The sequence below is a fragment of the Streptomyces sp. NPDC057617 genome, assembly GCF_042800555.1.
In the GTDB taxonomy this organism is placed as follows: domain Bacteria; phylum Actinomycetota; class Actinomycetes; order Streptomycetales; family Streptomycetaceae; genus Streptomyces.
This window is the reverse complement of sequence record NZ_JBHVGV010000001.1, coordinates 1,141,656-1,155,188: the sequence shown is the minus strand read 5'-3', so window position 1 is coordinate 1,155,188 and position 13,533 is coordinate 1,141,656. Positions and strand designations below refer to the sequence as shown.

The window sequence follows — 13,533 nt, the reverse complement described above, 5'->3', positions numbered from 1 at the left end:
GAGAAGCCGCTCGATGCCTTTCTCATGACCGGCGGTTGAGAAAAAACACAGAAGTCGCGTCGCCAGAGTGGGCGCCATCCATTCCATGAAACGGAGGGCTAAGTCATGGCCGCAATTCATGGCGGCGCCGGAGCGCGATCACAACCGGGCCCCGTGCCCGGGCAGCGCTCCGGCGCCCCTCTTCCCGAACCAGCCGTGCTCGTCCAGGCGGTGCTGTGGACGGGACTCATCGGTGTCCTGGCCCTGTGGTGGTTCACGGCCCACCCGGTGATCGGCGTGGCCGGCTGGATGATCGGAGCGGGCGACATCTTCGGCATGGTCGCCGGCTACACCTGTGCGCTGCTCGTTCTGCTGATGGCACGCATCCCGTATCTGGAACACACCATCGGCAGCGACCGGGTCGCGCGCTGGCACGCCAAGGCCGGGCGCTACACGATCATCCTGCTGGTGTTCCACGTGGTCTTCGAGTACTGGGGCAGCGCTCTTGAGCGACAAGCGCCCATCCTGAGCTTTTCCTGGCAGATGACCATGATTTTCCCGTATCTGCTGCCGGCTGCCATCGGTGGCCTGCTGTTGTTCGCGGTCGGAGTGGTGTCCGCCAGTGTGGTGCGCCGTCGGGTGCTCTATGAAGTCTGGTACTTCCTGCACCTGACGACCTATGTGGCCCTCTTCCTGACGTTCGGTCACCAACTCGCCCTCGGCGCCTCCTTCACCGGCACCTTCGCCCGTACCTGCTGGTTCGCCCTCTACTTGAGCGCCGCCTGCGCCGTGCTGTACTACCGGGTGTTCACGCCCGTTCGCCGCAACCTACGGCACCGGCTGCGCGTGGAGTCGGTGACCACCGAGGCACCCGGCACCTACTCGGTCCTCGTCCGCGGCAGCCGACTGGATGAACTGGCGCCGCGGCCGGGCCAGTTCTTCCGCTGGCGGTTCCTGACCAAGGGTCTGCGCCTGAGCGCCAACCCCTACTCGCTCTCGGGCGCACCGGGCCCGGGTCTGCTGCGCATCACGATCAAGCAGTCCGGCGACCACAGCGCCCGGGTGGCCCATCTCAGGCCCGGCACCAGGGTCTGGGCGGAGGGACCGTACGGAGCGCTCACCGCGGCGCGCCGGCGGCGGGGCAAGGTGCTCCTGCTCGCGGGCGGTGTCGGCATCACCCCGCTGCGTACGCTCTTCGAGACCCTGCCGGCCGCGCCGGGCGATCTCACCATGGTCTATCTGGCACGCAGCGAGTCCGACCTCGTCCTGCGCGCCGAGCTGGAGGCCGTGGCGGCCAGTCGGGGCGGCACGCTGCGCTGTGTCGTTGATCCCCCTGGGGAAGACCGCCCCTCGCCGCTCACCGCGGCGGCGCTCCGCGCCCATGTGGACGACCTGGCCGTGCACGACGTCTACCTCTGTGGCCCGCCCGGCATGATGGCGGCCGCATGGGACGGTCTGCGGACAGCGGGGGTACCCGCCCGTCATATCCATCACGAGTCCTTCGCCCTGTGAGCCACTGATGAAGAACCGATCTGTACGCCGCATCGTCATCACCACCCTGACCACCGTGCTGATAACCGCCGGACTCCTCGCCTCCAAACCCCACACCGGCTCCGGCCCCGAGCGGGGCGGGACGAGCGGGCGTACGGGCATGGACGAACGGCCAGGTGACGGGGCGCCCGACGAGCGGCCTGAAGGCGGCATGCCCGACGGGCAGCGGCCCGAGGGATTCGACGTCCGTCCGCTCGGCGCCGTCCATGAGCGGACGGCCTAGCGGAGATGTGCCCTGCTCGTCCGCTCACCGAGGCCGCGCCCGGCGCCTCTTGCCGGCCCTGCCCACCCTCCAGTCGTCACATCGCCGAGAGGTAGTTGCCCATGTCTGTTCCATCCCGACGTCCGTCCCGAACGGGGTTCTCCGGTAACAGCCGGGGCCTGCATGGCGGTGGGCGTATGCCCGTACGCCGACAGCCGTCGGCGAACACCGCCCTGGTTCCCGGCGAATCCGCGCTGCCGGGCGGGTGGACCCTCACTCATCGCCCCACGTTCCGAGGCAGGCTCCGGTACGTACGAACAAGCGCTGCCGGACTGGCTGTTGCCGCGGTGCTCGGACTGGCCTCGATCCTCGCGTCCACCGATCTGGTCACCATGGACCGTCCCAGCGGACCTCCTCCGGGCATGATGCAGGAGGGCGATGTGCCGGGCGGTGAGCAAGGTCCTCGCGGTCAGGGGGGCGACACGGGATCGGGTCAAAGGCCTGATCCCGGGGCCTCCGCCCCCGGCGGTCAGTCGGATCCTGGCTCCGAGCGGGAAGGTTTCGGGCCGGACGGCTCGTAACCGGTCGTGGCCGTCATCGCGTTCGGACCACCGGTTTCCTGAAGAAGTGCGCCCGGCCGGCCGGGAGTTGGCGACAGAACCCCGGCCGGCCCGGCACATGCCCGTCGCTCAACGGGCCTTCCTTCGCTCGCTGAGAAAACGTGTCATACGTTCTTGCTTGTCCGGGCCCTCGAACAGCACGGCCTGGGCGAGATCGTCGGCGACGGGGTGCGCCGCCGGTGCGTTGACGACCAGCTTGGTCAGCCGCAGGGCCGTGAGGGACGACCGTGCCATCCGGTCGAGCAACGCGTGTGCCTCCGCGAGCAGTTGGTCCGCCGGCACCACATCGATGACCAGTCCGGCCGCGAGAGCGGCGGAGGCGTCCAAGCGGCGGCCCGCCAGCAGCACCTGCTTCGCGAGCGACTCACCCACCAGCTCCGCCAGTCGCCAGCAGGCACCGGCGGCCGCCATGATGCCCAGGTCCGGTTCCGGGTTGCCGAACACCGTGCCGGGGCCCGCGATGCGGACATCGCAGGCGTACGACAGTTCCGCCCCGCCGCCCAGCACCCAGCCGTCCAGGGCCGCCACCGTCGGCAGCGGCAGGTGCCGGAGGCGTTCGAAGAGACGGCTGTTGATGCCCTGCAACGCCTCGTCCCGACCGCGCCGAAGCAGCTCGGCGATGTCCGCACCGCCGGCGAACACCCCGTTCTGTCCGGTCAGCAGCAGCAGACGCGGCTGCTGCTCCAGCAGGCCGCACACGTGATGCAGTTCCTCCACCATGTGCGCGTTGATGGCGTTGCGGGCGTGGGGACGGTTCAGTGTGACGACAACGCGGTCGTCCTTCTCGTCGACCAGCAGTGTCTCGTAGCCGACGGTCATGCCCGCTCCACCGGCATGGTCGCCTGGTGTGCTGCTTCCGGCACGGCTGCTCCTCGGCTGCTCATACATCGGCCAGCAGCGTTGTCGGGTTTTCGACGCAGTCGGCCACGTAGCGCAGGAAGCCTCCGGCCACACCGCCGTCGCAGACCCGGTGGTCGAAGCTCAACGAGACCTGGACGACCTTGCGTACGGCAAGAGCGCCGTCCACCACCCACGGTTTGTCGATGATGCGTCCGAAACCGACGATGGCCGCTTCAGGGTGGTTGATGATGGCCGACGAGCCGTCGACACCGAACACACCGTAATTGTTGAGAGTAAAGGTCCCACCGGTCAGGCAGTCGGGTGGCAGGGATCCCGAACGCGCCAGACCGGTGAGACGTTTGAACTCGGCTGCCAGCTGCGCCGTGGTCAGGAGATGGGCGTCCCGGATGACGGGTACGACCAGTCCTCGTTCCGTCTGAGCGGCGAAGCCGAGATTGACATGGGGGAACCGGACGATCTCGTTGCTGTTCGTGTCGACGGTCGAGTTCAGCTCGGGGTAGCGCCGCAAGCCGGCGACGCAGATGCGGGCCAGGAGGGCGAGCAGACCGATGCCGTGATCCGGGTCGGCGGCCTGGAGGACACCCTTTGCCGTCAGCAGTCCGGTGGCGTCCGCGTCGACCCAGGTGGTCGCGTCAGGGATCTCCCGCCGGCTGCGGGACAGCTTGTCCGCGACGGCCCGGCGAAGCCCTCGCAGCGGAATCCGCTCCACCACCGGGTCCCGGCGGTCCACAACAGCGGTCCCGGCATCGACGGACGTGGCCTCCGCCGGCTCCGTCACCTCCGTGATGGCACGCTCCACGTCCCGGCGCTGGATCACTCCGTACGGGCCGCTGGGCACGAGTGCCGTGATGTCCACGTTCTGCTCCCGGGCCAGCCTGCGTACCAGCGGGGAGATCACACGCGGAGCGAGTCCACCGGCGTCGGTGTGGCCGGCGGGAGCGGCGGTGGCCGGTGCGGGTGCGGATGCGGGTGTCGCAGTGGAGGCTACGGGGGTGCCACGGCGCCGGCGGCGCCGGCCGGCCGGGGCGTGCCCGGTGCCGTAGCCGATCAGTACATTGCCAGAACCGGCCTGCTCCTCTTCGCGGTACCGCGCTGCCGCCGCCGCTTGCGCGGAGTTCTCGGGGGCCGTCGGCGGAGCCGCGGCACCGATGGAGATGAGCGGTTCACCGACACCCACGGACGCTCCCGCCTCGGCGTGAAGCCTCACGACGGTGCCCGCATAGGGGACCGGCACCTCGACGGCCGCCTTCGCGGTCTCCACCTCGACAACGATCTGGTCGATCTCGACCGTGTCGCCGACCGCCACCCTCCACTCGGTGATTTCGGCCTCGGTCAGGCCTTCACCGAGGTCGGGCAGCCGGAACAACTGCTCCGAACCGATGCTGGTCGCCGTCATGACACCCCCTGGACGAGGTGGCGGACGTCGGGCTCGTCGTCGAACTGCAGCCGGTCGACGGCGTCCAACACACGGTCGACGCCGGGAAGGTGCGCGTGTTCGAGCTTCGGCGGGGGATAGGGGATGTCGAAACCGGTGACACGCAGGACCGGCGCGGCCAGGGAGTGGAAGCAGCGTTCCTGGACGCGGGCCGTGATCTCGGCGGCGACACCGGCGAATCCCTGGGCCTCCTGCACAACAACGCACCGGCCCGTCCTGCGTACGGACTCCGTCACCGTCGCGTCGTCGAAGGGCACTATGGTGCGCAGGTCGACGACCTCCAGGCTGATCCCTTCCTCCGCCGCGGCCGTGGCCGCCTGCAAGGCCACGGAAACACACGGACCGTAGGCCAGGAGCGTGCCGTCGTGTCCCTTCCGCCGCACGACCGCCCGTCCGAACGGCGGGGCCTGACGGGTTCCCGTATCGGCTTCCTCCTTCGACCAGTACAGCCGCTTGGGCTCCATGAAGATCACGGGGTCCGGGTCGTCGATCGCGTCCCGCAGCAGCCAGTAGGCGTCCTCCGCCGTCGCCGGGGTGACGACCTTCAGGCCAGGGGTGTGGGCGTAATAGGCCTCACTGGAGTCGCAGTGGTGCTCCACTCCGCCGATGCCGCCCGCGTACGGGATGCGGATCACCATGGGCAGGGAGAGGCGCCCGCGGGTACGGTTGCGCAGCTTGGCCACATGCGAGGCGATCTGCTCGAACGCCGGATAGGCGAAGGCGTCGAACTGCATCTCCACCACAGGCCGGAAGCCGCCCATCGCCATGCCCACCGCGAGGCCGACGATCCCGGCCTCGGCCAGAGGCGTGTCGAAACAGCGGTCCTCACCGAACTCCTTGGTCAGCCCGTCCGTGATCCGGAACACACCTCCCAGCGCGGCGACATCCTCGCCGAAGACCAGCACCCGCTCGTCCGCGCGCAGTGCGTCACGCAGCGCGCTGTTGAGCGCCTGGGCCATCGTCATCGAGGCCATGGATCAGTCCTCCTGAGGGTGCAACTCGGCGGCGAGCTGGGCCCGCTGCTCCAGTAGTTGAGGGGTGGGTTCGGCGAAGACATGGTCGAACAGGTCCATCGGATCGGCCTCGACGTCGGCGTTCATCCCGGCCCTGACCTGAGCGGCGAAGGCCTCGGCGGCCTCTTTCGCCTCCTCGATGTCCTGGGTGCCGAGCAGATTCCGTCCCCGCAGATATGTCTCCAGCCGGGACAGGGGATCCGCTGTGCCCCACTCCTCCACCTCTTGCTGCGGCCGGTAGCGGGTCGGGTCGTCGGCGTTGGTGTGGGCCTCCATGCGGTACGTGTGCGCCTCGACCAGGAACGGCCCCTCTCCCGAGCGGGCGTGCTCCACAGCGGCCAGCAGCACCGACAGGACGGCTACCAGGTCATTGCCGTCTACCTGCTCGGACGGCACCCCGTACCCGATGCCCTTGTACGCCAGTGAGGGCGCGGCGGTCTGCCGGGACAGCGGCACGGAGATCGCGTACTGGTTGTTCTGGATGAAGAACACCACCGGCGCCCGCAGCACGGCGGCGTAGTTGAGGGCTTCGTGGAAATCGCCCTCGCTTGTTCCGCCGTCGCCGATGAAGGCCATGACGACGGCGTCCTCGCCCTTGCGGCGCAGTGCCTCGGCCATGCCGGTCGCGTGGATCGTCTGAGTGGCCAGAGGAGTGCACTGGGGAGCCACGCGGGCGGCGGCCGCGTCGTAACCGCAGTGCCAGCCACCGCGGAGCAGGGTCAGGACCTCGATGGGGTCGATGCCCCGCGAGACCAGGGCGACGGAGTCGCGGTACGTCGGGAACAGCCAGTCCCGCTCGCGCAGTGCCAGGACGCCGGCGATCTGGCAGGCCTCCTGGCCGCGGCTCGACGGATACACCGCGAGCCGTCCCTGCTTGGTCAGGGCGGTGGCCTGGGTGTCGAACCGGCGGCCGAGAACCATGCGGCGGTAGGCCTCGCGCAGCAACTCGTCCGCCGGCTCGGCATAACCCGACGGAGGCTTGACGGGCCGGCCGTCGGGGGCCACGAAGCGCACCGGCGCGAGTGAGGGGAGGAGGCCGTCAACCGCTTGGCGGAGAGCCTTCACGGACATGCTGCACCGCTTTCTTTGGACACTTGACACGCGAATCGTGGCCTGTTCCGGTATAACTGTTCAAGCAGTCGTAATAACAAGAGAAGGATTGCCGATCCCTCTCGGGACGGAGCACAAAGTGTCGATTGTTGACGGCCCCGCGGGTCCGGAGGCCGGACGTTCTGCCGCCGGCCTCGACGCCATCGACCGCGCGATCATCGCCGCCCTCCGGCGCGACGGGCGCATGTCTGTCCGCGCGCTCGCCGATCACGTGCACATCTCACGGGCCAACGCCTACGCGCGCATCGGCCGGCTGACGGAGGACGGCATCATCTCCGGCTTCACGGCCCAGTTGAACCCGAAAAAACTCGGGCTGGGCACGAGCGCCTACGTATCGGTGACCATCGAGCAGAACGCCTGGCGAGCCGTCTCCGGCAGGCTGCGGGAGATTCCGCACATCGAGCACTTCGCCCTGGTGGGAGGCGACTACGACGTGCTGGTGCTGGTGCGGGCGCCCGACAACACCGCACTGCGGCACGTCGTTCTGGAGTCGATCCAGGACATCCCCGGGGTGCGCGCCACCCGGACATGGCTGGTGTTCGAAGAGGCCGACGGGCTCGGCACCCAGTGGGACGCTCCGGACCGGTGATCACACCGCCACGATCCGGACACCGGAACCGGCCCGCGTCCGGACACCGGAACCGGCCCGCGTCCGGACACGGAACCGGCGCGCGGTGCTGTCAGCGGCGCATGCCCGCGAAGGCGTCGACCATCGCTTCGGCCACCTCGGTGACGTGATCGCTCATCAGATCCGCGGCCGCCCGCGCGTCCTTCGCCTCGACCGCGGCCAGGATCTGGCGGTGCGCGTCGAGTTCCACGGTTGATGTGATGTGGTGCTCGGCCTTCGGCATGAGGTGGTGCAGCCGCCGTACCTCGTCGAGCTGGTCGGTGAGGATCGCCAGCGCCCTGCCGTTGCCGGTCAGGGCGGCCAGCTCGCTGTGGAAGGCCCGTGCCGCGCCCAGCGCGGGTTCGATCGACTCGGCGTCGCGGGACTGCTCGGAGCAGAGGCCGGACAGCCGGGCGATGTCGTTTTCGGTGCGCAGGTGTGCCGCCTGTCCGGCCATCACGGGTTCTATCATCCGGCGGACCTCGAACACCTCACGGATGTCCTCCAGCCGGACCGGGCGTACGAGATAGCCCTTGCGCGGCATCACCAGGACCCAGCCGTCCTGGAGCAGCAGCCGCAGGGCCTCGCGGACCGGGGTCTTCGAAATGCCGTAGCGCGTGGCGAGTTCGGGTTCGAGGAGCAGCTCGCCGGGACCGTGGCGGACCTGGAGGATCTCCTCCTTGAGCCGGTGGTAGACCTGCTCGGTCAGCGAGAGTCTGCGAGCGGGCTGCTCGGCTCCCGGCTCGGCCGCCACCAGAGTCCTGCGCTGCTCCGCCATGGACCCGACCACCTCCGTCGTCAACAATGCCCAAGGTATATCTGACCGTCCGAGCCGGAACAACTGCCTGCTCCTTCATCCCGCCGAACCCGTCCGCGGACCCCCGCCGGGCCCGGCGCGCCGCTCTCACCGGGCCCGGCGCGCGGCGGCCCGTCCCGCGATCCTGCCGGAGTAAAGACACGGTCCGAACATCGTGCCTTCGAGGGCCGCTCGCCCGTTGATCCTTCCTCCCGCCATGCCCGCGACTTCACCGGCGGCGTACAGACCCTCGACCGGCTCGCCGGAGACGGTCAGCACCTCGCACTCCGGACCCGTGTGCACCCCGCCGAGGTTCTTCTGGGCCATCGGGAAGAGCTGTACGGCGATCAGCTCGCCGGTCAGCTCGGTCAGACCGGCCATGGCGCGGCCGGTCAGCGGGTCGTGGACGGCGCCCGTACGCACGGCCGTGTTGAATTCGCCGATCGCCTGAACCACGGCCTCCTCGGGGAGCCCCGTGGCACGGGCAAGCGCGGCAGGGTCGGCGGCCGTCCGTACGTACGCGGACTCCGTCCAGAACCGTTTCATCGCGGCCGGGTCCGGGCCCGCCGGGGTTCCGTAGTGTTCGTTGTCGATCAGCAGGACGTGCTCGGCCTCGGCCGCCGAGAAGACCGACCAGGCCGTGCGTCCGGGCTGGTCCAGCAGCGCTCCGGTACCGGAGTGGCCTCCGCGGAGGGACTCGTCGTGGAACCTGCGGCCCTCGGTGTTGAGCCAGATCTCCGTGGTCACACCGCGGATGCCGAGCCCACGGGCGCCGGTGCGGTCGCTCGGGTCGGGGGTACCGGTGGGGTAGATCCACACATGGTCGAGGTTGGTGAATTCCGCGCCGCACGCCTCCAGCAGGCCGTGCCCGAGCCCGACCGCGGTCGGTGAGCCTCCCGCGAGGACACGGGGGAGTTCGCGCAGCGCGGCGGAGTGTTTCAGCACCATGTCGATGCGCCCGACATAACCGCCGGTGCACACCGCCACGGCACCTGCGGCGAGTGTCTCGCCGATTCCCGCGGAACGGGTCCGTACAGCGGTGATCCGGCCGCCGGTACGGCACAGCTCCTCGGCGGTGACGCCGGTACGGACGGTCACTCCGAGCGCTCGTGCGCGGGCTTCGAGCACCTCGACGATCCGGCGGCCCCATCCGGCCGGGATGTGCCAGCGCGGCACACTGTTGCCTTCCGGCCGGCCTAGGCTTTGCCACTCGATGCCGAGACCGGCGCACCACTCGTACACCTCGCGGGCGCTGTCGGCGACGTAGCGGCGAGCCCACTCCAGGTCCGCGGTCGGCCCGCCCATCCGCTGCCAGTCGGCCATGGCCAGTTCGACACTGTCGGTGATGCCCTGCGACCGCTGGAGCGGGGTGTCGACCAGGAAGCAGGCCGCCCCGCTCATCACCGACGCCCCGCCGATCGTGTCGGCCGCCTCAAGGAGCCGCACATCGAGCCCCGCCTCCGCGGCCTCCACCGCGGCCGCCAGACCGGCCACTCCGCTGCCGATCACCACGAGGTCCGGGGTACGCCCGGTCGTCTTCCTGCCGCTCATCGGCCCGCCTCCACTGTTGTCGTCCGGTCGGCCTCCTGGATTGAGGCAAGCAGATATATCTAGGAAATACTATTGACATGATAGTGAAATCTGATGACCATCGCAGCATTCGATCGCGGCTGACTGGCGAGAGGTCCTCATGGCCAAGCACTTCTGTTCAGCTTCTCTCACCGCAACGCTCGTCGCAGGGGCCGTTCTCCTGCTGACCGGCTGCGGTTCCGGGTCGGCGGACGACGCCGGTTCGTCGTCCGGTGACAGTGCCGGCCTGACATCGTTGAAGGTCGGCTCGTCTCCGACGCTGACCAACGCGTCGCTGTACCTCGCGACACAGGACGGCACATTCAAGGCGAACAACCTCAAGGTGTCACCGCAGCAGGTGACGTCAGGCGCTCAGGCGCTGCCCATGCTGCTCAACGGACAGATCCAGTTCACCGCTGCCGACCCGCTCGGTGCGATCAAGGCGATCAGCGAGAAGATGGCTGTGAAGATCGTGGGACAGGGCAGTGTGAACGCCACCGAAGCGGCCAAGGACTCCACGGTCCTGGTGGTGGCGCCCGGCAAGGTCACCTCGGTGGCGGGACTGTCCGGCAGGACCGTCGCCGTCAACGCGCTGGGCGGGCTCGCGGAGGTGGCCGCGCGGGCGGCGATCGACGCCAAGGGCGGGACATCGAAGGATGTCCGGTTCGTGGAGATGTCCTTCACACAGATGGTCGCCGCGGTCGAGAACGGGAAGGTCGACGGGGCGGTGCTCAACGAACCGTTCGTGTCCCAGGCACGGTCGGCGGGTCTCACGGATCTGGTGCCGGTGATGTCCACATCGATGCCCACGGTGCCGAACAGCGTCTACCTGACGTCCGAAAGCTATGCCAAGAGCCACCCCGAAGTGGTCCAGGCGTTCTCGGAGTCGCTGGACACGGCCAATGTGACGCTGAGCAAGGATCCGGCGAAGATCCGGGAGGTGGCGGCCGAGTCGACCGAGACCAGTGCCGAGGACCTGGCCAAGATCGTGCTCCCCACCTTCCCGGACCAGCCGTTGAGCCGGCAGACGCTCGACGACCTCCAGACACTCATGGTCAAGTACGGAATTCTCGACTCCCCCGTCGACCTGAGCTCGTACATGCTGGTCGCCCAGCCGTGACCACCGTGAACACCGTCACCGAAGCTTCCCCGCACACCGCCGGCGCGGCCCCGCCGAAGACGGCCGGTGTGCCGAACCGGCGGGCGGCGCTGCTCGGCGCGCGTGTCCTGTGCGTCGTACTGACGCTCGCCGTATGGCAGTTGCTCGTGGTCATCGGCGCTCTGCCGGACGCGGCCATCGCCGCGCCCTGGGACATCGGCCGCGCGCTCGGATCGACGCTCACCGACGGCTCATTGTGGTCGGCCGTCGGGGACACCGCCTCCACGTGGGCGATCGGCCTCGGTCTCTCGCTGGCCGCCGCGGTCCCGGTGGGGCTGCTGCTCGGCGCGAGCGGGCTGCTCTACCGCTTCTCCCGTTTCAGCATCGACTTCCTGCGCTCCATCCCGCCCATCGCCCTCATCCCGCTGGTCCTGCTCGAATACGGCGCCACCACGAAAATGGCGCTGGTCCTGGTGGTCTTCGGATCGCTGTGGCCCGTACTTCTGCAGAGCATGTACGGCATGCATCAACTCGACCCGAACCTGCGGGACATGGCGCGGACCTATGGAATCGGGCGATGGCACTACATCTGCTTCGTCGTGCTGCCCAGCGCCTCCCCCTTCGTCGCCACCGGGATCCGGGTCGCCGCCACCATGAGCCTGCTGCTGGCCATCGCGGCCCAGCTCATCGGCGGAGCACCCGGACTGGGCGCCGAGATGACCCGCTATGAACAAGGCGGCGACGTTCCCCGGATGTGGGCCATGGTCGTCGTCATCGGACTGCTGGGCATCCTGCTCAACCGGGGTCTGCTCGCGCTTGAGAGGAGGACACTGCGATGGCACTCGGCGTACCGTCCCGCCGCGGCGGGCTGACGAAGGCCCCGCCGGGCGGCCGGGCCGGAGCGCCCGGCGGCCGGCCGCTCCGGCTGCTGTCCGGACTGGCCCTGGAACTGATCCTGCCGGTGGGGGCTGTCGCGACATGGTGGGTGCTGAGTGCGGACAGCACGTCGGCGTATTACCCGCCCCTCTCCGACAGCGTCTCGGCGCTGCAACAGATCTGGTTCTTCTCGCACTTCGGATCGGACGCCGTACCGAGCCTGGTGCACCTGGCGGCGGGCCTGGGCATTGCCGTGGTCATCGGGGTCACGGCGGGCCTCCTGCTCGGTCTGGTCCCCTTTCTGGCGGACGCGTTCGCGCCGGTCCTGGAGTTCGCACGCGCCACCCCCGGGGTCGCCCTCGTCCCGGCCGCACTCCTGCTGTTCGGCATCGGTACCGAGATGCAGGTGAGTCTTATCGCCTACGGCACGGTGTGGCCGATCCTGCTGAACACCGTGGACGGGGTGCGCTCGGTGGACCCGGTGGTACGGGACGTGGCCACCAGCTACCGGCTCGGCCGCCGCGACCGGGTGCTGCGTGTGATCCTGCCCGCCGCGAGCCCGCAGATCGTCGCCGGGGTGCGCACTGCCCTGTCGATCGGCATCACCGTGATCGTGTTCAGCGAGATGGCCGGCTCCACCAGCGGTATCGGCTTCCGTATCCTCCACGCCCAGCGGCAGTTCGCGATCACCGACATGTGGGCCGGAATGCTGTTCCTGGGCATCGTCGGCTACCTCGTCAACGTTGCCTTCCGCGGTCTGGAACGCGTCCTGCTGCGCTGGCACCGGGGAATGCAACGCGTGGAGCAGAGGTGAGTCCCCGTGCGCGTCGAGCTGCCTCCACCGACAGTACGCAGCGGAAACAACCGGATGAATCGGGTGGACCGGACAGGATGGATGACCTGGAGATGACTGTGACGACCGGCTCGACGGGGCGTGGTGCCCATGACACGACTCCTGGAGCGGGTGCCGCGGGCGAGTCCGTGGTTCTGCGTGTGAAGGGACTGTCGAAGTCCTATTCGGGCAGGCAGGTTCTGGACGGTATCGATGCGGAGGTCCGCAGCGGGGAGTTCGTCTGTGTCGTCGGCCCGTCCGGTGCGGGCAAGACCACCTTGCTGCGGTGTCTTGCCGGCCTGCTGGCACCGACGGGCGGCGCGGTGTTCATGGACGAGGTGCTGGTGGAACGGCCGCCGGAGAAGCTGGCGGTGGTTTTCCAGGACTACAGCCGGTCGTTGATGCCGTGGATGAGTGTGCTGGGCAATGTGACACTGCCGCTGCGGTCGAAGGGGCTGTCCCGTACCGACCGGCACGAAGCGGGCCTGGCGGCGCTGGCGGGCGTCGGGCTGGAGGGGTGCGAGCACCAGTACCCGTGGCAGTTGTCCGGTGGAATGCAGCAACGGGTGGCGATCGCACGGGCGTTGGCCTATCAGCCCGAGGCGCTGCTGATGGACGAACCGTTCGCGTCGGTCGACGCCCAGACGCGGGCCGATCTGGAGGACCTGATCCTGAAGGTACGGAGGGAATTCGGCGTTACGGTCGTGCTTGTCACCCACGACATCGACGAGGCGGTCTACCTCGCCGACCGGGTCCTGGTGCTCTCCGGCCGGCCGACCACCGTACGGGCGGTCGTCGACGTACCGCTGCCGGCCGACCGGGACCAGCTCCACACCAAGTCGCTGCCGGAATTCGCGGTTCTGCGCTCACGCGTGCTGAAACTGATCCAGGAGGGCTGAGCCGCCACCGGCGTCAATGACGTCCGGCGGGATTCGGGGGTGGGGCGGCGGGCCGGGGCGTGGGCGTGGATGATGAGCGCACCA

Annotated in this window: 12 protein-coding genes and 1 pseudogene; 7 read left to right on the top strand and 6 right to left on the bottom strand. The window is 69.0% G+C overall.

What is annotated here, in order from left to right; translation table 11 throughout:
• The first annotated feature begins 105 nt into the window (after nt 1-105).
• Both ACFU9P_RS05010 and ACFU9P_RS05005 read left to right on the top strand, forming a co-directional pair.
• A complete protein-coding gene (locus ACFU9P_RS05010) occupies nt 106-1,491 on the top strand; it encodes a ferric reductase-like transmembrane domain-containing protein (protein WP_384077819.1) in 1,386 nt (461 codons plus the stop codon).
• 7 nt (nt 1,492-1,498) lie between these two features.
• A complete protein-coding gene (locus ACFU9P_RS05005; RefSeq protein WP_384077818.1) occupies nt 1,499-1,753 on the top strand; it encodes a hypothetical protein in 255 nt (84 codons plus the stop codon).
• Nucleotides 1,754-2,421: 668 nt separating this feature from the next.
• Here the strand turns inward: ACFU9P_RS05005 and ACFU9P_RS05000 are convergent.
• From ACFU9P_RS05000 to pdhA, 4 genes and pseudogenes are all read right to left on the bottom strand, one after another.
• Nucleotides 2,422-3,171: an enoyl-CoA hydratase/isomerase family protein gene (locus tag ACFU9P_RS05000; protein ID WP_384077817.1), complete on the bottom strand. Its 750-nt coding sequence runs from the start codon at nt 3,169-3,171 to the stop codon at nt 2,422-2,424.
• 61 nt (nt 3,172-3,232) lie between these two features.
• Nucleotides 3,233-4,609, bottom strand: a complete 1,377-nt coding sequence (locus ACFU9P_RS04995; RefSeq protein WP_384077816.1) for a dihydrolipoamide acetyltransferase family protein — start codon at nt 4,607-4,609, stop codon at nt 3,233-3,235.
• Nucleotides 4,606-5,622 (bottom strand): annotated as a pseudogene (locus ACFU9P_RS04990) (alpha-ketoacid dehydrogenase subunit beta); the annotation flags it as partial. The pseudogene ACFU9P_RS04990 and the gene ACFU9P_RS04995, both read right to left, overlap by 4 nt.
• Nucleotides 5,623-5,625: 3 nt before the next feature.
• Nucleotides 5,626-6,732 carry a pyruvate dehydrogenase (acetyl-transferring) E1 component subunit alpha gene (gene pdhA / locus ACFU9P_RS04985; RefSeq protein ID WP_384077815.1) on the bottom strand — a complete coding sequence of 369 codons (1,107 nt, stop codon included), beginning with the start codon at nt 6,730-6,732 and terminating at the stop codon, nt 5,626-5,628.
• Between the two features lie 118 nt (nt 6,733-6,850).
• On the opposite strand from pdhA, the gene ACFU9P_RS04980 reads away from it, so the two are divergent.
• Complete coding sequence (locus ACFU9P_RS04980) at nt 6,851-7,360, top strand: Lrp/AsnC family transcriptional regulator (protein WP_384077814.1); 510 nt, start codon at nt 6,851-6,853, stop codon at nt 7,358-7,360.
• A gap of 91 nt (nt 7,361-7,451) precedes the next feature.
• Here the strand turns inward: ACFU9P_RS04980 and ACFU9P_RS04975 are convergent, their stop codons facing one another.
• Nucleotides 7,452-8,180, bottom strand: coding sequence for a GntR family transcriptional regulator (locus ACFU9P_RS04975; protein WP_384077813.1), 729 nt, complete (start codon nt 8,178-8,180; stop codon nt 7,452-7,454).
• Between the two features lie 102 nt (nt 8,181-8,282).
• The gene (locus tag ACFU9P_RS04970) at nt 8,283-9,725 is read right to left on the bottom strand and encodes an FAD-dependent oxidoreductase (RefSeq protein WP_384077812.1); all 1,443 of its coding nucleotides are present in this window, start codon (nt 9,723-9,725) and stop codon (nt 8,283-8,285) included.
• 139 nt (nt 9,726-9,864) lie between these two features.
• On the opposite strand from ACFU9P_RS04970, the gene ACFU9P_RS04965 reads away from it, so the two are divergent.
• From ACFU9P_RS04965 to ACFU9P_RS04950, 4 genes are all read left to right on the top strand, one after another.
• Nucleotides 9,865-10,863, top strand: coding sequence for an ABC transporter substrate-binding protein (locus ACFU9P_RS04965; RefSeq protein ID WP_384077811.1), 999 nt, complete (start codon nt 9,865-9,867; stop codon nt 10,861-10,863).
• Nucleotides 10,860-11,714, top strand: a complete 855-nt coding sequence (locus tag ACFU9P_RS04960; RefSeq protein ID WP_384077810.1) for an ABC transporter permease — start codon at nt 10,860-10,862, stop codon at nt 11,712-11,714. Before ACFU9P_RS04965 ends, ACFU9P_RS04960 begins: the two co-directional genes overlap by 4 nt.
• Nucleotides 11,678-12,532 (top strand): ABC transporter permease, encoded by an 855-nt coding sequence (locus ACFU9P_RS04955; RefSeq protein ID WP_384077809.1) that lies wholly within the window; start codon nt 11,678-11,680, stop codon nt 12,530-12,532. The genes ACFU9P_RS04960 and ACFU9P_RS04955 overlap by 37 nt, the downstream gene beginning before the upstream one ends.
• A gap of 92 nt (nt 12,533-12,624) precedes the next feature.
• Nucleotides 12,625-13,449, top strand: coding sequence for an ABC transporter ATP-binding protein (locus ACFU9P_RS04950; protein ID WP_384077808.1), 825 nt, complete (start codon nt 12,625-12,627; stop codon nt 13,447-13,449).
• Nucleotides 13,450-13,533: the final 84 nt, after the last annotated feature.